The following is a 23,642-nucleotide window of genomic DNA, read 5'->3' on the forward strand; positions in this document are numbered from 1 at the left end:
CTCTCAATGGCAATACCGTTTTTCAAGGAACTGAGTATCGGCGGCTATCTGATCAAGCAGAAGCTGCTTGGCCGGAAGCGCTATCCGCTCGTGCTGATGCTGGAGCCGTTGTTCCGCTGCAACCTCGCCTGTGTCGGCTGCGGCAAGATCGACTATCCCGACGCGATCCTCAACCGCCGCATGTCGGCGCAGGAATGCTGGGACGCCGCCGACGAATGCGGCGCGCCGATGGTGGCGATTCCCGGCGGCGAACCCTTGATCCACAAGGAGATCGGCGAAATCGTGCGCGGCCTCGTGGCGCGCAAGAAGTTCGTCTCGCTGTGCACCAACGCACTGCTACTGGAGAAGAAGCTCGATCTGTTCGAGCCCTCACCCTATCTGTTCTTCTCGGTGCATCTCGACGGATTGAAGGACCACCACGACAAGGCTGTGTCGCAGAAGGGCGTGTTCGACCGCGCCGTTTCCGCGATCAAGGCCGCGAAAGCGCGTGGCTTCACCGTCAACGTCAACGCCACGATCTTCGACGGCCATCCGGCGGAAGAAATCGCCAAGTTCCTCGACCTCACGACCGAACTCGGTGTCGGCGTCTCGATGTCGCCCGGCTACGCCTATGAGCGCGCACCGGACCAGGAGCACTTCCTCAACCGCACCAAGACCAAGAAGCTGTTCCGCGACGTGTTCGCGCTCGGCAAGGGCAAGAAGTGGAACTTCATGCATTCCGGCCTGTTCCTGGACTTCCTGGCCGGCAACCAGAGCTACGAATGCACGCCGTGGGGCATGCCGGCCCGCAACATCTTCGGCTGGCAAAAACCCTGCTATCTGCTCGGCGAAGGTTACACCAAGACCTTCAAGGAACTGATGGAGACCACGGACTGGGACACCTACGGCACCGGCAAGTACGAGAAGTGCGCCGACTGCATGGCGCATTGCGGCTATGAGCCGACGGCTGCCAACGCCGCGCTGGTCAATCCGTTGAAGGCGATGTGGGTCGCGCTGCGCGGCGTCCGCACCACGGGTCCGATGGCGCCCGAAATCGATCTCTCCAAGCAGCGCCCGGCGCAGTACATCTTCTCGGCCGAGGTGCAGAAGCGCCTGTCCGAAATCCGCCGCGACGAGGCCGCCGCTGCCGCGGCCAAGCAGCAACAGAAAGCTTCCACCGCCGCCTGAGCGGGATGGCGATAAAAGATTAGGGCCTCGGTTCTTTGGGAACCGAGGCCCTTTCTTTTTTGTTTGACGCCCTTCGAAAATCCCGAAGCCGGGTGCCCCTGCGGATATCAGATCGCCGCGGTGGCGAGCCCCTCTTCACCGTGCAGGAAGCCGCGGCAGCCGCGCAGGGAGCGCAGCGCGCGATTGAAATCGAGTCCCGTGGAGACCAGCGCGCGCAGCGAGGTGGGATTGCGCGCCACCCCGCGCAGAACCTTGCCGAGGTCGATGTCGCCATTCGGCTTGATGGCGCTCTTGGCCAGCGCCGGAAGCGCCCGGCTGGCGGGATCGGAGATGACCCGCAGCGCCGCGAACGGCAAGCCGGCCTCAGCCGCATAGGCTGCGGCAATATGGCTTTCCATATCGACCGCTGCCGCGCCCGTCTCCGAATGCAGCGCGGCCTTGCAGGCGGTCGCCGCAATCACCTGTTCGACGCCGGCCAGGCCACCGCGGACCACGCGCCGGCGGCGAAGTGCCGCACGGGCGATCAACTCTTCATTCAACGCCAGACCAGCCAGAAAACGGGTGTCGCCGGCCATAACCTCGGTCGCTACCACTACGTCGCCCGATTTCAGCGACGGATCGAGCCCGCCGGCGACGCCGAACGAGATGACGCCCCTGAAAGTGGTAGAATCCAGTGTTGCCAGCAACGCGCGCAATTGCTGCGGGTCGCTCGAACTGCAGATCACGATCATGCCTGGCCCGGCCGCGATGCGGGCCTCCTGCACCAATCCTGTTACGATCAAAACCGGCCGCGGATCATTCAAATTACGATCAACCAGATTGTCCGCAGTCGCGGCGGCCCCCGCCCCCAAAATCACATCCCGACCCCTACCACCCTGCTGTTGGTGCTTTTCAGATTCCGATACCGCGCCAGCGCCCAGAGCGGAAAGAACTTCGAGTAGCCATGATACCGCAAATAAAACACCCGCGGAAAGCCCGTAGCCGTGTAACGCGCCTCGTCCCAAAGCCCTTTCTCCGTCTGTGTGGCTTTTAGGTACTCCACCCCTCGCACGACCGCGGGGCTCTCGACCTCGCCGGCCGCCATCAATCCAAGCAAGGCCCATGCCGTTTGCGAGGAGGTCGACGGGGCTTTCTCATATCCCTTGTAATCGAGTCGGTAGCTGACGGCGTCCTCGCCCCAGCCGCCATCCTGGTTCTGGATCGATGCCAGCCAGTCCGCCGCCTTTCGAATCATCGGATCCTGATGGTCCACCCCTGCGGCATTTAGCGCACAGAGCACCGACCAAGTTCCGTAGACGTAGTTGAGGCCCCAGCGGCCGTACCATGACCCTTCCGCGAGCTGGGTGCGGCGCAGATAGGCGATCCCGTCCGCAACCGCCTTGTTGGTCTCGGCAGTCTCGCCGAGCTGCGCCAGCATCGAGATGCAGCGCGCGGTGACGTCCTCGGTCGGCGGATCGAGCAGCGCGCCGTGATCGGAGAACGGAATGTTGTTGAGGTAGTATTCGAGGTTGTTGACGTCGAAGGCGGCCCAGCCGCCATCGCGGCTCTGCAGGCCCTCGATCCACTCGCGGCCGCGCGAGATCGCCTCGTCGTATTCCTTGCTGCCGGACGCCCGGCGCGCGCGGTCCATCGCCATCACCACCACGGCGGTATCGTCGAGGTCGGGATAATGCGCATTGTTGTACTGGAACGCCCAGCCGCCCGGACGGACATCGGGAGCCTTCGCCGCCCAGTCGCCTTTGAGGTCGAGCACCTGCCTCGGCTTCAGCCAGTCGAGGCCTTGCTCCATCTTCTTGATCGTATCTTCGCCGCCAGCTTCCGCCAGCGCGTGGCAGGTCAGCGCGGTGTCCCACACCGGAGAGACACAAGGCTGGCAATAGGCCTCGTGCTCGCCGATCACCAAGAGCTTGTCGATGCCTCTGCGGGTGATCGCACGCGGCGGAAAATCCGGTCCCTTGCCGAGCGCCTCATACATCATGACGATGTTGGCCATCGGCGGATAGATCGCGCCCATGCCGTCTTCGCCGTTGAGCCGCTCCTCGGTGAACGCGAGCGCGGCATCGATCGCGCGCTGGCGCAGCTTCTTCGGAAACAACGGCTCGATGACCCGCAGGATCTTGTCCAGCGTGCTGAACAGCGTGAACCAGCCCCAGCTCTGATGCGGCGCCTTCGGCGTCATCCCGACCGACTTGGGATCCTGCAGGAACAGCTCGTCGATGCCGACGCCCCTCGGATTCTTCGCCAAAGGCTTCAACGCCGCCATCACCATCAGCGGCACGATCGTGGTGCGCGCCCAGTAGGAAATCTTGTTGAGATGGAACGGCGACCAGGTCGGCAGCAGCATGATCTCGATCGGCAGCACCGGCACCGCGCGCCAGCTCAGCACACCGTAGAAAGCGAGCAGGAAGCGCGTGAAAACGTTGACGCGGGCAGCGCCGCCGTGGCTGCGGATCGCCTCGCGCGCGCGCACCATGTGGGGCGCATCGACGGAATCGCCGATCATCTTCAGCGCGAAATAGGATTTGACGCTGGCGCTCATGTCGAACGGGCCGTCCTGCACCAAGGGCCAGCCGCCATGATTGCCTTGCGTTCGGCGCAGATAGTTCGCGATCTTGGCTTCGAGTTCGCTATCGACGGGCTCGGCGAGATAGTGCCGCAGCAGGACATATTCCGACGGTATCGTGCTGTCGGCTTCCAGTTCGAACACAAAGTGTCCGTCAGATTGCCGATAGCCGAGCAGCGCTTCGGTCGCCGAGGAGATGCTCTTCTCCAGCGCGACGTGGTCGACTGTCGCGACGGGTTCGCCTGCAATTGTTTTGTCGATGGAAAGCATATCGCTAGCATCCCTCTATTCGCGCGCGGGCTCTGTGAAGCCGGTCACGCAACTCCTGTAGGCCTCAAGGCCTCGCCAGGACCAGATCGGCGGCGCGGTCGCCCGACCGTATCGATCCTTCGATGGTTGCCGGCAAACCGGTATCAGTCCAGTCGCCGGCGAGAAACAGGTTTTTGAATGATGTCACCGCCCCCGGGCGCAGCGCGTTCTGCTCCGGCGTGGCCTCGAACGTGGCGCGGCGCTCGCGCACGATCTGCCAGGGCGGCAGCGGCAGATCGCCCTGCAGGCCCGCGGCCTTGCAGACATCCCGCCAGATCGCCAGCGCGAGTTCTTCGCGCGGCATGTCGACGAGGCGGTCGCCATTGCTGATGGTGACAGACAGCCGCTGCGGGAATGCGAACAGCCACTCCACGAGGCCGCCGACGACGCCGAGGATCGGCGCGGCATCTTTCGGCGGATCGAAGCGGAAATGCGCATTGACGATGGCGCGGAATTTCGAGGGCGTCTTCAGGCCCGGCAACAGCGCCGCCGCCGGGCGCGGCGGCACCGCGAGCACCACGACGTCGTCGGGGCCGAGCGCAATCGTGTCGCTGCCGAATTTCAGCTCGCCGACGGCGTTGCCTGTCGTCGCGAATTCGCGCAGCTCATGGCCGAGCTGGATCGAGGCACCCCTGTCCTGCAACAGCTTGATCGCCGGGTCGACCAGAACCGCGCTGAGCCCGTCGCGCGCGATCAGCGGCCGGCAGGCCTGTCCGCCCGCCAGCAGCGTTTCCCGCACGATCGCACCGGCAAGACCCGCCGAACCTTCGGGCGGATCGACGTTGAGCGCGGCCAACAGCAGCGGCTGCACCAGCCGATCGTACAGCGTGCCTTTGCAGGGGATCGTGTCGCCGACCAGCTTGCCGGTGCCTGCCCAGACCAGCGGCGCCAATGCGAGATAATCGAGCAGCTTGGTATCGGGGACACGGCGCGCCTCGTCGAACACCCATAGCGGCAATTTGCCGTCGCCGAGATCGAGCTGCCAGCGCTGGCCGGTTGAGATGTCGACGAAGGGAAACTGCGCCAGCTTCGGCCCGACCAGCCCCGCCTCGGTGCCGATCGATCTGGCGTAGGCCAGCGCATGGCGATTGCCCGACAACAACAGATGGTTGCCGTTGTCGATGGTGAGATTGGTGGCGGCGTCGAAATAGGACCGGCAACGCCCACCGATCTGCTGCGTGGCCTCGTGGACGTGCACCCGGTAATTGGCGTTGGCCAGCCGTACGGCCGCCGAGAGGCCGGAAACGCCGGCGCCGATGATATGAGCGTTTTTCTGCATCAGATGATCGCGTAACGGAGAAGGATGGCAATCTTCGCCCATTTGTGGACGCGGACCGGCTCGCGCGGGGCGGCAAAGCCCCGGGCCAGCAACAAGTCCAGTATCGCGCGGTAATATTTCGACATGATCCGCGGTGCGCGCACCACGCGCCGCGAATTGCGCTTCATGATCTCGTCGGCCTTTTCGAAATGCTTTTTCGCCCGCTCGGCCAGCGGCAGGCATACTTTAGGAAGTGCGCGATCGGCGATCACCTTCTGCGGATTGTCGCTGGTAATGCCGGCGAGCAGCAGACTTTCGCGCGGCAGATAGAGGCGGCCGAGGCCGGCGTCTTCGTCGATGTCACGCAGGATGTTGGTCAATTGCAGCGCGCGGCCGAGATGGTGGGCAAGCAGGATGCCGTCTTCCTCGGGCATGCCGAACACCCTGACCGACAGACGCCCGACGGCGCTGGCAACGCGATCGCAATAGAGATCGAGCGTGGCAAGATCCGGCGCGCGGATGTCCTGCGGCACATCCATCTCCATGCCGTCGACGATGGCGAGATAATCCTCGCGCTTGAGGCCGAAGGTTTTCACCGACGCAGCGTAATCCTGCACGCGCGGCGGCGGATTGCCCTGATACAGCGCGTCGATGTCGTTGCGCCATTGCTGCAGCGCGGCCAGCCGTTCAGGCCGCGGCCCGTGCGAATCGGCGATGTCGTCGACCTGACGGCAGAAGCTGTAGATCTGGAACATCGCCTCGCGCTGGGCGCGCGGCAGGATGCGCATCGCGGCATAGAACGAACTGCCCGACGCGGTGGTGCCGTAATCTGCGTTGGCCGCCGCCGTCTGCAACGTCATGCGCCGGCCGCCGGTTTTGTCAGGGGACGGCGTCCCGCGGCGCGCCGGATCATTTCGCTGACCATGCCGCCGATGCTCTGCGCGAGCAATTCGGGCTTGCTCAGGTGCACCCGCTCGCTGAGGGGATCGCGCACCTTCAGCATGCCGACGATCTTGTCGGCAAAGGCCTGGATCACTGCAATTTCGAGCCCGAGCCGGAAATCCTTCACCTCGGCGCTGAGCGACTTGCTTTCGTTGAGCAGGGTTTCGGTCCGCACCGCGAGCGCACGGAGGCATTGCAGCAGCGCCGGCTGCGACTTCGCCTCGCCCAGCATCTCGACGGTGGCGCCGCTGGCGGCCAGCGCATCGCGCGGCAGATAGACGCGGTTGAGGTTTTTGTAGTCCTTGGCGCAATCCTGCAGATGGTTGTTGATCTGCAACCCCGCGCACAGCGCGTCCGAAGCGGCCCAGGTCGAGGTGCTCTCGCCATGGACGTCGAGCATGAAGCGGCCGACCGGCATGGCCGAATAGCGGCAATAATGAATGACGTCGTCCCAGTTCTCGTAGCGCAGCTTGGTGACGTCCATCCGGAACGCGACCAGCACGTCGAGCGCATGGCGCGGCGCCATCGCGCGCTCGGCAAAAGCGCGACGCAGGCTGACCGCCTCCGGTTGCGTGTCGCCCTTGCCCAGCAGTTCCGCCTCGAGCAGGTCGAGATAGCGCAGCTTCTCGTCCGCGCTAAGGGTCGCGTGATCGGCGATGTCGTCGGCCGTCCTGACGAAATTATAGAAGCTCAGGATCAGCGCCCGATGACGCGGATGAATGATCCACGACGCGACCGGAAAATTCTCGTCGCGGTGGGTCTTTCCGGATCGCAGGTCGCTCGCACTGGTCATCAAAACTGGCTACATCAATCGGAATTGGCGGCATGCGCCGATGCTCGGCGCCCGCGAGGAGATCGCGCCCCCATATAGGGGAATACGCCGCCAAAACCAATGCTATATGGGCTGATCAGCCCCGTCCGTGACACGCGTCATAGAGCCGAAAATGGCTTTTCCGCGAGGGTTAACGGACGCGAGCCGCGTCTTATTGGCCGTTGTTCTTGAGAACCTGGTTGCAAGCCGGGCTGATCTTGGACCGGTTTTCCTTGAGGCACGCCAGGATGGTGAAGTCGCCCTGGTCGATGACCGGACGACAGAACTTCTGCACGTCACGGGTGCAGGCCTTCTGCTCGTCCGCCGTTCCGCTGCGCTGCTGCGCGAATGCCGCATTCGATGAGACCGAGATCGACAACAAGGTGAGGGCCAGGAGAGATTTACGCATCGTATTCCTTCATTTCGGCAGCAAGAACCCTGTTCCCCGATTTGCGCGTCGACATTCGCCGGAACGGATTTGTTGGATAGCAGGCGCCGCGTAGCGCAGCGACGAGCACAGGACAAGCATGGCAAATGCGGCCAAATTTACGGCGATCTCAGCACCTTAAATAACCGACTGAAATTTAACGTGTATTTTTGTCACAGCATCATTGGCAATTGGCTGTTGCAGACGATGCGGCGCATAGCTAGATGCTGCGCCGACAGGACTGGTGTGAACGGTTGATTCTTCTTGGCCGCGTGTGGCCTTTTTTCCTGCCACTACCGCCGAAACAGCACCCTGTCATTTGAACCTAAGATACTGCGGGAACACTAAATCTTCGATGCGGCGAGACGTATCTTTGCAAAGAACGTCTATTTGATGGGAAAACTACAATGAAACTGTTTGGTTCCAGCTTGTTCGGTCAGGCTCTCGCAGCTGCTGGCGTCGGCGCCGCGCTCATGTTGTCGGTCACCGCAAGCCATGCCCAGGCGGGAGGCCCGTTTGCCGGTTTCGACGGAAACTGGGCCGGCTCGGGCACGGTCGCGCTCTCCAACGGCACCACCGAGAACATCCGCTGCAAGGCCGACTACAAGGTCAACGCCAGCGGACTCGGCCTGAAGCAAAATCTGCACTGCGCCAGTGACAGCTACAAGTTCGATCTCTCCAGCGACGTCACCAGCCAGGGCGAACGCATCTCCGGCAATTGGAGCGAGAAGAGCCGCAACATCTTCGGCAATCTGCAGGGCACCGCGGGTGGCGGCCAGATCGAGGTGTTCGTCGAGGCTTCCGGATTTGCCGCAAACCTGAATTTGAAGACCACCGGCAACAAGCAGTCCGTGCAGATCGACTCCAAGGGCGAAATCCGCGGCGTCAAGATCACGATGACGAAGACCTGATCTTGCCCCTTCGAAACAGCATGAAAGGCAGCGCCCCGGCGCTGCCTTTTCATTTTGCGGCCAGCTACGCAGGATCAGCCGAATTTCCAGGCCCAATGTGCGTCGCCGCGGTCGCGGCGTTGCGTCACTTCGACGCGCATGAAGCGATCATGCGCGAGCGCCGCCCCCACCCACAATTCGTTCCAGGCATCGAACACTTCAGGCGACAGCGTTTCGCGTTCCGCCATCAGGCGCCACGACGTCTGGCGCACGGTGGCGGTCGAACCTTCCAGCTGCAATTCCGCATCGTCGTCCTGCCCGCGGGCGAGCCGGGCGAAGGCTTTGGCGAAGCCCGCTGCGCCCGCTTCCACGCCGCCTAACAGCGCAGCGACCTCGTCGAAAGTATGCATCCCGACGAGCCGCGCCGCGGCGCCGGCGAGATGGCCGCCCTCTTCCGGACCGAGCACCCTGATCGTTTCCGGCACGATCGAGGTGACGTACTCCATCGCATAATTGCGAAGCACCTTCTGCAGCCGTTCCTCCGGCCAAGTGTTCCCGGGCAGGCGCGGCGCGAGATCGGCCTGGAACGGCGGACAGCGCTCGCCGGGCGAAAACTGCAGCCGCTCCTCGGGCGCGAGATCGTGATCCCACTCCTTGTAGTACCCCTCCAGCCCCGGCTGGCCGTCGACTGTCTGCCCCGTGCAGACGAAGCCGAGCCTGGGATTGCCGAGCACGACGCCGTTGTTGGCGTGCCATCCGCGCAGCATCGCCCGCGATACTTCCGAGGGGATGCCGCAGATCGCGGTACCGGACCAGATCCAGCGCGGCGGCGGATAACGCACCCAGGCCTTGCGGTCGCTCTCATAGACATACTCGACCTTCACGCCGCCGACCTGGTTCGACAGATAATGGTACTGGGCGCACGCCACCGCATGCGGAAGCTGGTCGAGGCCGAGCTTCTTCAATCCGGGAAGGAAGCGCGCCAGTTGCTGCCGCCGGAAGGTGCGGAACACCACCTCGGCGGCGCGGGCTGCGCCGGCCCGCGAGGCCAGCATCAGGATCAGCCCGGTGAGATAGGAATGATAGACGTGTTCGACCGCGCGGTAGGCGGCGGCATCGGCCGCAGGGCGGACAGCTGATCCTGCAGACGTCATTCCTCAGGCCCTCTTCGGCTGCCGTTGCCCGGCAGCTATTGTTTGTTCTGGAGCCTTATCGGTTCTGATTGAATCAGAACCGATAAGGCTCTCGCTTTTTGTTTTGACGCGTTTGCTTTACGCGAACCGGGATTCCACCCCCCGGATCACGTCCGAGGGCATGCTTCGCGCGAAAGCGCTATAGCAGCGCCTGTTATCCGGCAGGCTTGTTCTCCACCGGCTTGGTGTGGTCGATCCCGCGAATCTTTTCCGAGAGATTGATCAGGAACATCGAGGTCGGCCGCAGGATGAAGAGGTCCGCGACCAGAGCCGCGATCATCGAGAACGCGCTGAGCCAACCGAACAGGCGCAGCGACGGCAGGTCGGAGAACACGGTGACGACGAGACCACAGGCCAGCACCACCGTGGTCAGGATCAGCGCCGGGCCGACCAGCACGGTGGCGCGCTCGACCGCCAGCGCCGAGCCGACGCCCGGCTTGCTCTCCAGCCGCAACCGGTTGAGGAAGTGGATGGTGGCGCTCAAGCCGAGGCCGAACGACACCGTCAGCGCGACCACGCTGGCGAACTGCAGCCCCTCGCCCATGATCCACAGCACCGTGCCCGACGCCACGACCGGGAAAATGCCGGGCAGGATGCAGGAGAACATCACCACGACCGAGCGGAATGCCAGTCCGATGAAGATCGCGACCAGCAGGAATTCGATCGTCAGGCCGTGGTTGAGTTTCGAGATCATGTTGGCGCTGTTGCGCGCGGCGATCGCCGACAGGCCGGTGACCGCGATTTCGAAGCCGGGATGCTCGGCCCTCACCTTGTCGAGCGCCTTGTCGAGCTTGTCGATCACAGGGAGGATTTCGCTGGAATCAAGGTCAGGAACGCGCCCCGAAACCACCACGGCATCCTGATCGGCCGAGATGAAACGGCGGACCAGATGCTCGGGGATAACGCTGACATATTCCTTCAGGGTCGCGACGTCGTTGCTGCCGGCCTTCTCGGCAAGCCAGCGGCGCAGGGTTTCGAGCGACCAGACGTTGCCGACGCCGGCCGATTTCTCGACCATCGAGTGAACCTCGGCGATCGTCTTCAACGTGTCCGGCGCATAGAGCGAGGCGCCCTTGGGGAATTCGATCAGCACGTCGATCGGATTGGCGCCGGTGAGCTTGGCGTCGAGGCGGCTCGACGCCGCCACCGCCTGCCGCTTGTCCGGCACCTGGTCGGCGAGGCGATAGCGCGGCTCCAGCGTGGCGTAGATGTAGCCGAGGCCGGCGACGAGCAGCAACGCGAGCAGACTGAACAGCCCGGGGCGGCCGACCATGCGCACCGCGATCCAGTAGCAGAAATTGCGCAGCGCCTGCACACCGGCATCCGCGCTCTGGAACTTGACGGCGAAGATCTTTTCATTGCGGACGAACAGCACGCCGAATACCGGCACCAGCGACAGCACGGCCACCAGCGCGATGATCGTGGCGGCAAGCCCGGCCTCGCCGAACTTTCGGATCAATTCGGAGTCGGAGAACTGCAGGGCGATGAACGATATGCCGGCGGTGCCGTGGGTGAGCACGCAAGCCGGGCCCACCACCAGCACCGCGTTGGTGAACGCGGTCAATTTGTCCTGGCCCGCGATCAGGCGGTCGCGCGCGGCGAAGGTCAGCTGCATCGAGTCCGAGAAGCTGATCACCATGATGAGCGGCGTCATCACGTTCAGGAACATGTTGAGATTGAAACCGGCCCAGCCGAGGCCGCCGAGCGCGAGCAGGATTGCGATGATCGGCGGAAAGGCCGCGACCACCATGAACGATATCTTGCGGAAGAAGATGATCGCAATGATACAGCCGGCCAGAATGCCGAGGATGTTGTAGGTCAGCCCGTCGCGCTTGACCGCGTTGCGGATCTCGAGCTGCATCACGGGAACGCCGGAGAGCTGGGCGTTGAGACCGCTGCCCGACAAATCGTCGGCCATGATCTTCCGCATTTCGCCGACCACCCTGCCGAGCTCGTTGCTGGATACGACGCTCGGCTCCAGCGACAGCACGATCAGCGCCAGCGTGCCGTCCTCCGACAGCAGCTTGCCGCGAATGATCTCGTTGGATTTGACGGTCTCAGTGAACTTCTCGTAGGCGGCGCCTTGCGGCAGTTCGGGCGGGAACAGCGCGGCCGGGAGCTTGCCGGGCTCCGGCGCCTGACGCGCCGAAAACAGCGAGACCAGACCACGCACGCCCTCGACCAGTTGCAGGTCGGTGACCATGTCGCGGATCTTTTCGAGGTTCTCGCGGGCCAGCAGCGTCTTGCCCTCGACCACGACCAGCACGTCGAATTCGGTCGCCGGGAAGCGCTTGGTCACGGCCTCGTATTGCTTGTAGTCCTTGGAATCGGAACGGAACAACTGGCTCAAGGAGTCGTCGATCTTGATCCGGTAGATGCCAAAGATCGCAGCCACGACCAGCGCGGCGAGAATGATCATGGACAAGATCGGCTTCTTGACCGCGATCAGCCCCATACGCTCGAGCCCGAAGGCGATACTCTTGCCCGGCGGCGGCGGTTCCTCGATGGCTTCGACGTGAACGCGACTTTCGGAGTTCTTGTCGAGCATACCCTGTCCAGTTCTCACGTCGGCCTGTTTGTGCAGCTTGGTTTTATGCAGCTTGGTGGCGCGAATGCGGCTTTGCCAGCCCCCATCCGATCGGCGCTAGCCATTGAAATCACGCGGTAAATTAATCGGCGCCGTTTTACAGGGCCGAACCCCATCCGGCAAGCACGCGTGGGCCGGCAAATCGGCACGAAGATGACGAAAATGCGCGTTAAGTCTCTGATTTGCCACACCTGCCGGCACGACCTTGGGGCGTTCCGGCTGGTAACGCCAGCGGCAGTCGCAACGGAGCGACGCAACCAGTTTCGGTCAATTTTTCGGGAAACGGCTCAAGCGAGGAGCCTGCGCCTGAAGTGACGCTGCGCTCAGTCCTTCTTCTTCTCCGCTTCCGTCCCGGCGCGCAGCGCCGCCTTGAACGCAGCGCCGAACAGGCCGCGGTACTGGCTCGCATTGACGTTGGAAATGTGCGCGGTGTCGCGGAAATTGGCCTGCCCGTTCCGGACCAGATAGCAATAGCCGTGCTCGCAAACGACGGACAGTGGGTCCACCACAACGAGATGCGGATTATCCCGATACCGATCGAGAACCTGCGCGATCTCGTTCCGGAAGGCGCTCATCGTAAGCCCAGGGCTGGCCTCGACCTTCCATTCATCGATGGCCTTGCCGGCGCGCATCTGGTTTTCGATCCATCGCTGCGGCAGGTCGAAGCCGATGTGCAGTAACGGCATGATGAAGACGACGGTCTTGCCCGCCGAAAGCAGTCTGTCCACCAGAACGGAAACCTCAGGCGCACTTCCCCAGATGCTTCCAAGCACGACGATGCTCGGCTCCGTCTGGCCCAACACGAAATCCAGCGTGCTGCGATTGAATTGCCGGCACGGCGGCTGATCGCCCGCGTTGACCGCCGCATCGTCGACGAAGGCCCTGCACGCGCTCTGCGTCGCTATCAGTCCATGGATTCCGTTGCCGAGCGCAGCCGACGAAACCGGCTCGAGATATTGGTTGGCAAAGGAATCTCCCCACAGGATCGCGGACGGCCTGCCCGTGACTGACGCGCTGCCGAAACTGCAATAGATCTCGGAGGCCTTCTTTGTAGAATTTGCGTTGCGGAAACATTCGTCGCGGGGCGTGCTGGTTCTTCGCGCGAGCTCAGCCGACAGCAAATATTCCGGCAGCCTGCCTGGAAAACCATGGTTCAGGAAAGCCAGCGACACGAAGCTTGCCAGCAACGCGAACGAGACGCCTGAACCCGCCAGCAGCCGGCGCGGCGTCCAGAACTCCCGCCGAATTCTCACGGGTTGCTCGACGTAGCGGTAAGACAGCGCGCCGAGCGCCAGCGAGGCCAGCACCATCATGGTCTTTTGCGCGCTGCCGACGTCATAACCGCGCACCGCCAGCCAGCCCAGGGCGAACACCCAGATCGGCCAGTGCCACAGGTAGATCGAATAGGACCAGTCGCCGATACGCTGGACCGGAGATAGCCCAAGCAGGCTGCCCTCGCCTGCCCCCTTTCGGGCCGCGACGATCATGGCTGCGCCCAGGATCGGCGGAATCGTGAGCACGCCAGGCCATCGCGCTTCAGGCAAGGGATAGACAACGCAGCCCGCGACCAGCACCCAGCCGGCGAGCGCGACGAGCGGCGATTGCAGCCATGAGGGATCGGCGGTTCCTTCGGATCGGCGCCGGATCTCTGCTGCAGCGATCAATCCGCCAGCCAGCGGCTCCCAGGCTCTCGCCTGCAGGGAGAAGAAGAACGATCCCGTCGCATCTTGCTGGCTTGCCCACAGACACCACGCCAATGACAGGGCCGCGAAGACCTGCAGCGCAACGACCACCGCATTGATCCCTGACATGGTGCGCAAAGCAAGCCGCCAGACCAGGCCAACGATCAGCGGCATGAAGAAATAGAACTGCCACTCCAGCGACAGCGACCAGGTGTGCAGCAGCGGTTTGGTCTGGGCCGCCATGGCGAAATAGCCGCTGTCGCTCTTGAAGGCGAAGTTCGACAAGAAGGTCAGCGCCGACAGCGCCTGGAGCAAATGCCGCAGATATTCGGCCGGCAAGGTCACGAACCAGCCGACGATGACGGACGCAATGGTGAGCACCGCAAGCGCAGGATAGATCCTGCGCATCCGCATCATCCAGAAAGTCCACGGTGAAAAGCGACCGAGCTTCAGCTCGTTCAGCACCTTCGCCGTCATGAGGTAGCCGGTGATCACCAGGAAGACGTCGACGCCGACGAATCCTCCGGCGAATCCCGGTATCTGGAAGTGGAAGCCCACGACGGCGATTACCGAAAGCGCCCGCAGCGCATTGATGTCCAACCGGAACCCGTCCGGGCTCGCATGCTTAGCCGCCGCGCCTGATGTCGCCCCCGCTTTCTCCATAGCCTGTCTCTGCCCGCTCCTCGCCCGCTTATATCAGGCGCGAGTTGGCTCACAACGGCAACGCGGCCACACGTCGAAACGTTTTCGGGTTCAATCGAGAGGTCTGGCGGAGATCAGCGCGGTTCCACTTTCGTCCTTCAGCGCCACGCCGGTGATCTGGCGCGCGATGCCTTCACGCACCAGCCACGCGATCTTGAATGCAGCCTCATCGTAGCTCAGGCCCGCACTGTGGATGTTGGACACGCAGTTGCGCTTCTCATCGGTGAGGCCGATGCGCGGGGCAAAGGTGAGATACGCGCCGAGGCTGTCGGGCGCCGACAGGCCGGGCCGCTCGCCGATCAGCATCACGACCATCCGCGCGCCGAGCACGGCGCCGATCTCGTCGCCCAGCGCCACCCGCGCACCCGATGCGACCACGACATGGCCGAACTGGATCCGCGTCTCCGTCAGACGCGGAACTAGATGGCGAACCAGTTCGGCGGCGTGGACATTGACGGCCGCCGGCGACAGCCCGTCACCGATCACGATCACAACCTCGCTCGCGCCGCCGCTGTGCGTTTCCAGCGCGCGCCGTGAATCCGCATCCAGCATGCGTCCGAGATCGGGACGGCGCAGATAGTCGCGCCGGTTGCGCGCCTGGCTGGAAACCTGGCTGGCCTGGAGGCCGAGGCCGGCCAATCCGGCAACCAGATGCGGCGCGTCGAAAGCAGTGTGAACGGCATCGCGCGCACGTGCGTGGTCGAGCGTGAAGGCAAGCAGTGCGTCGGTCGGCATGCTCGCGCCGGAGCGGCCGAGCCCGACGCGCGCCGGCGTCAGCTCCCGCAAGGCTTCGAGCGAGAAGGCTTCGAGCGGGCGGGGCGGCGGCGCCGGCGTTTTCATGGGCTTTTACTCGGCGGGGACCGAGGCTTCGCGCAGCCGGATCGAGTAATTGGATGCGTTCTGCTGACCGACCGATGCGGCCCGCGCGAACATGATCAGATGATGTCCGATCATCGCCGGGCCGATCAGGCCCTCGATATCGCCGCGACGCAGCCGTCCCAGCGCGAACTTCCAGAACACCCGCTTGTAGTCGCCGAGCACGCCGACTTTCCAGAAGATGTTCCGCAGCATGATCAGGCCGCGCTTGATGTTGGCCCAGCTCTTCTGCTCGGCCGTGACCGGCACCTTGATCCGCTGCGCATAGGTGTAGTCGCATTGATACTGGTAGCGCGCGAACAGCTTTTCCGGCTGATAGGCGACTTCCATGCATTTGCGCCAGGACTCGATCACCTGATCGTAGGGCAGCAGGAACTGGACATTGGAGTCGCGGCCATCGTCGTCATTGACGAGGCGGCCTTCCTTCTCCAGCCGGTCCCACAGCGGCGTCTTCGGCAGCGCCTGCAGCAGATTGATCGTGAGCAGCGGGATCTGCGACTCCTCGACGAACTGCAGCAGCGCGTCGCCGGTTTCCGGCTTGTCGGTGTCGAGCCCCATGATGATGCCGGAGACGACTTCCATGCCGAAGGAATTGATGGTTTGGATGCCTTCCAGGATCGGGACCATCATGTTGTGGTCCTTGTGCATCGCCTTCAGCGCCTCGGGATCGGGCGTCTCGATGCCGCAGAACACCGTCACGAAGAACGCTTCGCGCATCTTCTCCAGAATCTCGGGCCGCTTGGCGATGTTCAGCGTCGCTTCGCAGGCCAGCCGCATCACGTAGCCGGTCCGCTTCTGCCATTCGACCAGATGCGGCAGCAAATCCAGCGCCGCCTTGCGGTTGCCGATGAAATTATCGTCGACGAAATAAACGGAGCCAGTGACCCCGCATTCGCGCAATTTGTCGAGCTCGGCGATGATCTGCTCCGGCGATTTCAGGCGCGGGTTGCGGCCATAGAGACCGGGGATGTCGCAGAATTCGCACTGATAGGGACAGCCGCTCGAGTACTGGATGCTGCCGAGGAAGTATTTCTTGACCTCCGCCAGCTCGTAGGCCGGGATCGGAAACTCGGTCATCGGCAAGCGATCGTTGGTCTTCAGCACCACCTGCTGCTCGGGGCGCGACGGGTCGCGCGCCAGCCGTGCGATCAGCTCGTTGGTGGCGTCGCCGAGTTCGCCGACATGGAGATAGTCGAACGAGGGATAGTAATCCGGGCACGCGCTCACCGAGGGGCCGCCGATCGCCACCGCGAGATCAAAGGCATGCGCGCGGCGGCAGATGTCGTTCATCTGCTGGCGCTGGATGTGCATGCCGCTGACGAACACGGCCTCGGCCCATTCGAAGTCTTCTTTGGTGGCGGGGCGAATGTTCTCGTCGATGAAACGGACCGGCCAGTCCTCCGGAAGGTAGGCCGCGATCAGCAGCAGGCCCTGCGGTGGCATGAACGCCTGCACGCCGTCGGTCAGGGGATAGGCGTGCTCGAATGTACCGAAAGAAGACGTATAGCGCGGGAAAACGCACAGGATGCGCCGTACTGCTCCGATGCCTTCAGCTCTCATCAAATTTCCTCAAGGCTGACATGAATTTAAGCACGACATTGAAAGCTGGGCCAGAAATTCTTCAACATTGTGACAGTCAATTCTAACTGATTGTTGGCTCTAACTCGCTGTGGGTTCAATTGGTTGCAGGAAAATTTGCAGGCTGCGGGCTGCAGGCCGGCGTTCAAGCGATCAGCCGCGCGGCAAATTCGGGCAGCAGACCCGCATTGCCTGCAAGCCGGAAATCGCCATCCGCGAGGCCTGAGCGAACCAGCCAATCGTCGAATTCCGGCGCCCGCTTCAATCCGAAGAGGTCGCGGATATACAGCGCGTCGTGGAACGAGGTCGACTGATAGTTCAGCATGACATCGTCGGCGCCCGGCACGCCCATGATGAAGGTGACGCCGGCGGCGGCCAACAGCGTCAACAGATTGTCCATGTCGTCCTGGTCGGCTTCGGCGTGGTTGGTGTAGCAGACGTCAATGCCGAGCGGCAGGCCGAGCAACTTGCCGCAAAAGTGATCCTCGAGGCCAGCGCGGATGATTTCCTTGCCGTCATACAGATATTCCGGACCGATGAAGCCGACGACGCTGTTAACCAAAAGCGGATCGAACGCGCGCGCCACCGCATAGGCCCGCGCCTCGCAGGTCTGTTGATCGACGTTGTAATGGGCGTTGGCCGACAGTGCCGAGCCCTGCCCGGTCTCGAAATACATTACGTTGTCGCCGACCGTGCCGCGGCGGAGCGACAGCCCGGCCTCGCGCGCCTCGCGCAACAGCGCGAGATCGACGCCAAAGCTGCGGTTGGCAGCCTCCGTTCCCGCGATCGACTGGAACACCAGATCGACCGGCGCACCCTGCCCGATCAATCCGAGCGTCGTGGTCACGTGAGTAAGCACGCAGCCCTGCGTCGGGATCTGCAGCCGCGAGATGATGCCATCGAGCAGCCGCAGCAGTTCTCCGATCACGGCCGGATCGTCGCTGGCCGGATTGATACCGATGCAGGCATCGCCCGATCCAAGCAGGATGCCGTCTAGGATCGAGGCGGTAATGCCCTTGGCGTCGTCGAAAGGATGATTGGGCTGCAACCGCACGCTCATCCGCCCCTTCAGGCCGATGGTGTTGCGAAACGCCGACGTCACCGCGCATTTCTTGGCGACCAGGATCAGATCCTGGTTGCGCATCAGCTTCGAAACGCCTGCGGCCATTTCCGGCGTGATCCCGCGCGAGACCTTCGCCAGCGTTTCGCTGGTTGCGGCATCGGACAACAGCCAGTCGCGGAAGCCGCCGACGGTCAGCGAGGAAATCGGCGCAAAGGCCTGCGCTGCATGGGTATCGAGGATCAGCCGGGTAACCTCGTCATCCTCGTAAGGGATCACGGCCTCGTTGAGGAATTGCTTGAGCGGCACATCGGCAAGCGCCATCCGCGCCGCGATCATCGCTTCCGCGCTTTCGGCAGCGACGCCGGCAAGACGGTCGCCGGACCGCGGCGGCGTCGCCTTGGCGAGCAGCTCGCGCAAGTCACCGAATACGTAGTAGGTGGCGCCGATGACCTGGCGATAGACCATGCTGACTTTCCTGCGTGCGGACCCGCTTCGTTGCCTCGCTAATCTATGCCGCACGGACAGCCAACGCTACAGCAGCGATCCCAGACAAATGTCGGCACGATCCGGCTTCACTCAAAGCCGTGCGCGGGGCGGACGGGACCCAGCCGCCGGTGTCCCGCCTCTGGCTAATCCAGCGTACCAAAATGGCGGATGGAAAAGCTTATCTCATAGGCCACCGCGCTGAGCGCAAACAGCAAATGGAATTTTGGGTTGCGCGTTCTCGCGGCTATCGCGGACAGCAGTATGAATACGCCGGTCGCGACGAGATACTCCGGTCCCAGCGATCGCAGATGCGCCTCGCCCTTTATCAGGGTGTCGATCACATCGAGCGCTTCGGTCAGGGCCGCAAAGCCGAAAAACCAGCGGCGGCGGGAGAGAAAGTAATCCTGATAGCCCTTATATTCATCGAGATCCTGAGGAAAAAGCAGGGCGCTCAGGAAATAGTACATCGATGCGTACACGCAAACGAAGAAATAGAGACCATAGGTCCAGTGCTGGATGTGGCTCAGCCGAAACTCCCACCACCAGAACGTAACCACGTTCAGGAGCGCCCAGGCGACCCAGCACAGGTGTACAGGCCAGATCCGGTAGCGACCGGGGTGCTGGACCAATGCCGCGATGCCGCTGACCAAACGCGTGACGCTGAGCCCGAGGATCAGGGCGATCAGCACGCGCACGTGAAGATAGAGATCGAGATTGGCCGGCAAGGCCGCCGCACTTTGAGCCATCAGTCCCAGTTCTCACTCACAATCGAAGCCGCGCAGAGCCTTGTTGCAGCAAGCGTCCTGCGCGCAGGATGATTCCAGACGATGGCATGGGGTTTGCGCGTTCGCCCGTCCGGGCGAGACGCACCGGACCGCTCCGTCCTCGTGCTCGCTGTCTAGCTTGATTCGATCAAAAAATGCTCTGCCAACGCCAACCCCCTTCAGAAGAAGGTTTCCGCTTGCTGGCGGCAGCCGGGCGCGGCCCTTGCGCGTTGGCCGTCAGAACACGACCTCCAATTGCACTGGCATACCAGGGCCCGTTACAGTCGCGTGTGGCTGCCGAATATTCCCGACGAGGCAACTTGCCACAGCCTTCTAATCGACTGAAATTACTCGATTATCCTGACTTAGTTGCAGTTCCCGGAACTTCGCGCGTTAAGACAATCTCCATCAAACTTCAGCACAATTTGCCCATACCGAAGGCAATCGCTGGAAACCTTCCCGGCGCGCCGATACGGCTGAATTGTAAATCCCGTACTCGTTTTTGGTGGCGCCATGGCATCCCGGTTTTCGCTTGCAGCCAAGTTGTATTCGATCTTCGCGCTGTTCGCGCTGCTGGTCGCCGCCATTACCGCCCTGTCCGACTACAACACCCGCCAGAATGCCGAACTCACCGAAGCGGTCTCGACCGCCAGCCGCGCCGCGCTCAATGTCGAGCGCATCAACTCGCTGGTCTATGCCGTCGTGATGGAATCGCGCGGCGTCTACATGTCGACTGATCCGGCGGTGGTGAAAAAGTACGGCGACGGCTTGCTCAAGTTCAACGAACGCATTCTTGACGTCGTCAAGAACTGGGAGGCGCTGGTCCAGGCTGACGACGCCCAGCAGTTTGCCACCTTCAAGAAGCGCATCCAGCAGTTCGTCGATTTCCGCAAGGAGCTCGTTCGACGCGGTGTCGAGATCAATGCGGCGGCAGGCCGCGAATGGGGCGACAATGACGCCAACCGAGAAGTGCGGACGGCGCTGAACAAGGATCTGGAAGCCCTGTCCAAGGTCTATGCCGAACGCAGCAAGCGACTGGTGCAACAGACCGACACCAACCACACGATGGCCTTTGTACTGACCTGCCTCGGTGTCATGGCGCTGGCGGTGGTCGTCATCGGCGTGCTGATCATCGCCCGCTCGATTGCGCGGCCGCTTTCGGTGATCACCGCGACCATCAAGCAGGTCGCCGACGGCGCCGAAGGCGTCGAGGTTCCGCACACCGGCCGCTCCGACGAGATCGGCGCGCTGGCCCGTGCCATCAAAATCTTCCAGGAAGCGATGGATCGCAACCGCAACCTCAATTCGCAGGTGGTGGAGGATTCGAAAGCGCGCGATGAACGCACCCGCCACATCGAAGCCTCGGTCGACGCCTTCCGCGAAGCCATCGGCGGCGTGCTGCGCGCGGTCACCGACAATGCGACCTCGATGCGCGGCACCGCCCAGACCATCGCCAGCGTTTCATCTGACGCCAGCGGGCGCGCGGTAGCAGCCTCCGGCGCGACCGAGCAGGCCTCCAGCAACGTTTCCGCCGTCGCCAGCGCGGCCGAAGAACTTTCCGCCTCCGTCGAGGAAATCGGCCGCCAGGTGCGCCAATCGGCCAGCGCCGTCGAGCAGGCGGGCCAGCGCACCGAGAGATCGGTCGCCGAAATCGAAGGACTTGCAGCCGCGACCCAGCGCATCGACGGCGTGCTCAACCTGATCCAGGCGATCGCCGAGCAGACCAATCTCCTGGCGCTCAACGCGACGATCGAAGCCGCGCGCGCCGGCGACGCCGGCCGCGGCTTTGCGGTCGTCGCCCACGAGGTCAAGGCGCTGGCCGAGCAGACCGCCAAGGCGACTGCGGAGATCGGCCAGAACGTCGGCCTGATCCAGACGTCGACCAAAACCTCCGTCGAGGCGGTCCGCGAGATCGGCAACGCGGTGCGCGAGATCAACGAGGTGACCTCGATCATCGCGAGCGCGATCGAGCAGCAGGATGCGGCAACCCGCGAGATCTCGTCGAATGCGCAACTGGCGGCACAGGGCAACGGAACGCTGGTCGTCAATATCGGCTCGCTCAGCGACGCCATCGGCACGACGAACACGGCCGCGGCATCCGTCCTCACCGCATCCAGCGAACTGACGGCTACCGCCGAGACGCTCTCTCGCGAAGTAGAGAAGTTCTTCCGCAATTTGCGCGCGGATTCGTCCGACCAGGTGCGGCGGACCGGCACGTAAGCGAATAGGCTGGCGGTTCGCTCAAGCCCTTGAGTGAAATCTCATGATCCGAGGCCTCGGTTCGGGAGCTTTAATCATGCCTGGCTCGACTTTCGCATCGCGCGCCCTCCTACCCAAGCTCAGGTGTTTCATGCGGCGCAAGACTCTTCGCAGGGCCCACGACCTGCTTGTTTGCGAGGCGAACGGCGGATTGGGGATCGTGCGTCGGCAAATATACCGTCGGATGAGCTTGGGAGAAAGTTCTGATCGAGTTCAATGTTGAACTGGAAATACCCTCATCAGCACTGACGCCGTCCACCATACCGGCGAGCATCAGACGCTCATTGTAGGAGGTATCTCCAGCAAGAAAAAACATCGTGCCGTCCTCCTGCTGTACCAGGACTGAGAGATGATTCGCGGTGTGACCTGGTGTGGCCACCGCAACAATGTCCCCGGCCTGCGTCAATCGTCGGCTGCGAGCAAATGGACCAAACGGCTCCGCTGCCAGTTCAAGCGCTGTTGGATCGAACCAGGAGGGCCAACGATTCGGAAAGTATCCGCGTATACGCCCTGCCCATCCGCTTGCCGTTCGAAGTTCGCCGGAGGCAACAAGGATTTCGCTATTTTGGAAGTGCGCCAGACCGCCATCATGATCCATGTGCAAATGCGTGAGAACGACCTTTTTCACATCATGCGATCCGATGCCGAGGGCACGTAATTGCGGGCCGATCTCTTCCTCACGATCGATCCGAAACGAGACTTCCCATCGGGCGAAGGGGTGATACGAAGCGCCCGTTTCGAGCAAATGCGCTCCTTGGCCGGTGTCGACTACGATAACGCCTTCCTTGTGCTCGATCGCCCACGCGTATGTCGGCAACCACTCGGTCCAGTCCCGATCGGTGAATATGGCAAGACGGCGTGCGAAGCCGTGTCCTTGCCCCTCGACCTGTGCAGTTTTTATTTTGACGAAACCGGTTTGGATCGCGTGAATGCGCATGGAAGCACCTCCTTGGTTTTAAGCAGGAGCATCGCGAGCTTCCACCCCATCGATGCTGTTTGCCGACTCCAAAATGGCGACCCGGCTACCTAAATGGAATTGGCCTAATACGTTGAATTGATATACAAAAATGTATGGCTAAGACGGACCCCGGTTGGGAGCTTTACCGATCGTTTCTCGCAGTGATGCGGGAAGGAAGTTTATCGGGCGCCGCTCGCACGTTAGGGCTCGCGCAGCCCACCGTCGGTCGGCATGTCCAGGAACTGGAATCGTCACTAGGCACTGCGCTCTTCACGCGAGGCCAAAGCGGACTCCGGCCCACCGACGCGGCCCACACGCTCGAGCCTTATGCCCAGACCATGGCCGGTGCAGCCACGGCCCTGATCCGAGCGATCTCGGAAAAGAGTTTCGAGGCTCGTACAGTGGTGCGAATTGCCGCCAGCGAAATTATTGGGGCGGAAGTGTTGCCGCCGATTCTCACCGATTTCCGTGGCCGGCATCCTGGCATTGTTGTCGAGCTGTCCCTGTCGGATCGCACGGAAGATCTGCTGCGACGGGAGGCCGATATCGCGGTCAGGATGATCAGACCGAAACAGGGCTCTCTCGTTGCCCGGCGTGCGGGAAGCGTCACTGTGGGGCTTCATGCGCACCGCCGTTATCTCTACGAGCGCGGCCAACCCGGCAATATGGCGCAGTTGTCACAGCATGCGATGATAGGCTTCGACCGGGAAACGACATCAATCCGCGCGTTGCAGCGCGTCGGGCTCAAGTTGAGACGCGACGATTTCGCTTTTCGTACCGACAGTCACCTCGCCCAGCTTGCTGCGATCCGAGCAGGTTTCGGGATCGGCTTATGTCAAACCGCCATCGCGCGACGGGATCCAGATGTGATCCGCGTGTTGCCCGATAATTTTGGATTTAATCTGGAAATTTGGATCGCTATGCACGAAGACCTACGTGCGACCCTTCCCATACGGACCCTCTTCGCTCATCTGGCCGCAGCGCTCTCCGACTATGCGCGGACGAAGCGGAGAGGTGAGCGGTGATACTGGGGCATGATCCTTTCCCGAAATGAATTCAAAGGCGGCGGGGATCGGCGTGACATGCAACACGGCGCGAACGTTGCACAATGCCGCGGCGAGGCCGGC

The 23,642-nt window shown here is 62.6% G+C and carries 18 protein-coding genes; 4 read left to right on the forward strand and 14 right to left on the reverse strand.

What is annotated here, in order from left to right:
- The first annotated feature begins 6 nt into the window (after positions 1–6).
- On the forward strand, positions 7–1,167 hold the full coding sequence (gene hpnH, locus KIP88_RS00085; protein WP_214485791.1) for an adenosyl-hopene transferase HpnH: 1,161 nt from the start codon (positions 7–9) through the stop codon (positions 1,165–1,167).
- Positions 1,168–1,274: 107 nt separating this feature from the next.
- On the opposite strand, the gene KIP88_RS00090 is transcribed toward hpnH, so the two are convergent.
- The 6 genes from KIP88_RS00090 to KIP88_RS00115 form a co-directional block, all read right to left on the reverse strand.
- A complete protein-coding gene (locus tag KIP88_RS00090) occupies positions 1,275–2,024 on the reverse strand; it encodes a phosphorylase (RefSeq protein WP_374226414.1) in 750 nt (249 codons plus the stop codon).
- Positions 2,021–4,000, reverse strand: coding sequence for a squalene--hopene cyclase (gene shc / locus KIP88_RS00095; RefSeq protein WP_214485792.1), 1,980 nt, complete (start codon positions 3,998–4,000; stop codon positions 2,021–2,023). Before shc ends, KIP88_RS00090 begins: the two co-directional genes overlap by 4 nt.
- A 64-nt stretch (positions 4,001–4,064) precedes the next feature.
- Positions 4,065–5,318 carry a hydroxysqualene dehydroxylase HpnE gene (gene hpnE / locus KIP88_RS00100; RefSeq protein WP_214485793.1) on the reverse strand — a complete coding sequence of 418 codons (1,254 nt, stop codon included), beginning with the start codon at positions 5,316–5,318 and terminating at the stop codon, positions 4,065–4,067.
- Positions 5,318–6,157 carry a presqualene diphosphate synthase HpnD gene (hpnD, locus tag KIP88_RS00105; RefSeq protein WP_214485794.1) on the reverse strand — a complete coding sequence of 280 codons (840 nt, stop codon included), beginning with the start codon at positions 6,155–6,157 and terminating at the stop codon, positions 5,318–5,320. The genes hpnE and hpnD overlap by 1 nt, the downstream gene beginning before the upstream one ends.
- Complete coding sequence (gene hpnC, locus KIP88_RS00110) at positions 6,154–7,032, reverse strand: squalene synthase HpnC (RefSeq protein ID WP_214485795.1); 879 nt, start codon at positions 7,030–7,032, stop codon at positions 6,154–6,156. The genes hpnD and hpnC overlap by 4 nt, the downstream gene beginning before the upstream one ends.
- Before the next feature lie 190 nt (positions 7,033–7,222).
- Positions 7,223–7,459 carry a cysteine rich repeat-containing protein gene (locus KIP88_RS00115; protein WP_214485796.1) on the reverse strand — a complete coding sequence of 79 codons (237 nt, stop codon included), beginning with the start codon at positions 7,457–7,459 and terminating at the stop codon, positions 7,223–7,225.
- A gap of 425 nt (positions 7,460–7,884) precedes the next feature.
- Here KIP88_RS00115 and KIP88_RS00120 point away from each other — a divergent pair, with 425 nt between their 5' ends.
- On the forward strand, positions 7,885–8,388 hold the full coding sequence (locus tag KIP88_RS00120) for a hypothetical protein (protein WP_214485797.1): 504 nt from the start codon (positions 7,885–7,887) through the stop codon (positions 8,386–8,388).
- 74 nt (positions 8,389–8,462) lie between these two features.
- Here KIP88_RS00120 and KIP88_RS00125 read toward each other — a convergent pair whose 3' ends face one another.
- The 7 genes from KIP88_RS00125 to KIP88_RS00155 all read right to left on the reverse strand — a co-directional run bounded on the left by KIP88_RS00125 (position 8,463) and on the right by KIP88_RS00155 (position 19,259).
- A complete protein-coding gene (locus KIP88_RS00125; protein WP_214485798.1) occupies positions 8,463–9,521 on the reverse strand; it encodes a hypothetical protein in 1,059 nt (352 codons plus the stop codon).
- Positions 9,522–9,714: 193 nt separating this feature from the next.
- Positions 9,715–12,108, reverse strand: coding sequence for an RND family transporter (locus tag KIP88_RS00130; protein ID WP_214485799.1), 2,394 nt, complete (start codon positions 12,106–12,108; stop codon positions 9,715–9,717).
- A 362-nt stretch (positions 12,109–12,470) separates the two neighbouring features.
- Positions 12,471–14,492, reverse strand: a complete 2,022-nt coding sequence (locus KIP88_RS00135; protein WP_214485800.1) for an acyltransferase family protein — start codon at positions 14,490–14,492, stop codon at positions 12,471–12,473.
- 90 nt (positions 14,493–14,582) lie between these two features.
- Positions 14,583–15,371 carry an ethanolamine ammonia-lyase subunit EutC gene (gene eutC, locus KIP88_RS00140; RefSeq protein WP_214485801.1) on the reverse strand — a complete coding sequence of 263 codons (789 nt, stop codon included), beginning with the start codon at positions 15,369–15,371 and terminating at the stop codon, positions 14,583–14,585.
- A 6-nt stretch (positions 15,372–15,377) separates the two neighbouring features.
- A complete protein-coding gene (locus KIP88_RS00145; RefSeq protein ID WP_214485802.1) occupies positions 15,378–16,967 on the reverse strand; it encodes a B12-binding domain-containing radical SAM protein in 1,590 nt (529 codons plus the stop codon).
- Positions 16,968–17,130: 163 nt separating this feature from the next.
- A complete protein-coding gene (locus KIP88_RS00150; RefSeq protein WP_214485803.1) occupies positions 17,131–18,513 on the reverse strand; it encodes an ethanolamine ammonia-lyase subunit EutB in 1,383 nt (460 codons plus the stop codon).
- A 164-nt stretch (positions 18,514–18,677) separates the two neighbouring features.
- Positions 18,678–19,259, reverse strand: a complete 582-nt coding sequence (locus KIP88_RS00155; RefSeq protein ID WP_249790440.1) for a hypothetical protein — start codon at positions 19,257–19,259, stop codon at positions 18,678–18,680.
- A 552-nt stretch (positions 19,260–19,811) separates the two neighbouring features.
- Between KIP88_RS00155 and KIP88_RS00160 the strand changes: the two genes are divergently transcribed.
- On the forward strand, positions 19,812–21,518 hold the full coding sequence (locus tag KIP88_RS00160; protein WP_214485805.1) for a methyl-accepting chemotaxis protein: 1,707 nt from the start codon (positions 19,812–19,814) through the stop codon (positions 21,516–21,518).
- A gap of 109 nt (positions 21,519–21,627) precedes the next feature.
- On the opposite strand, the gene KIP88_RS00165 is transcribed toward KIP88_RS00160, so the two are convergent.
- The gene (locus KIP88_RS00165; RefSeq protein WP_214485806.1) at positions 21,628–22,494 is read right to left on the reverse strand and encodes an N-acyl homoserine lactonase family protein; all 867 of its coding nucleotides are present in this window, start codon (positions 22,492–22,494) and stop codon (positions 21,628–21,630) included.
- A 134-nt stretch (positions 22,495–22,628) separates the two neighbouring features.
- On the opposite strand from KIP88_RS00165, the gene KIP88_RS00170 reads away from it, so the two are divergent.
- Positions 22,629–23,540 carry a LysR family transcriptional regulator gene (locus tag KIP88_RS00170; RefSeq protein ID WP_214485807.1) on the forward strand — a complete coding sequence of 304 codons (912 nt, stop codon included), beginning with the start codon at positions 22,629–22,631 and terminating at the stop codon, positions 23,538–23,540.
- Positions 23,541–23,642: the final 102 nt, after the last annotated feature.

The sequence above is a fragment of the Bradyrhizobium sp. SRL28 genome (assembly GCF_018596315.1).
Lineage (GTDB): Bacteria > Pseudomonadota > Alphaproteobacteria > Rhizobiales > Xanthobacteraceae > Bradyrhizobium.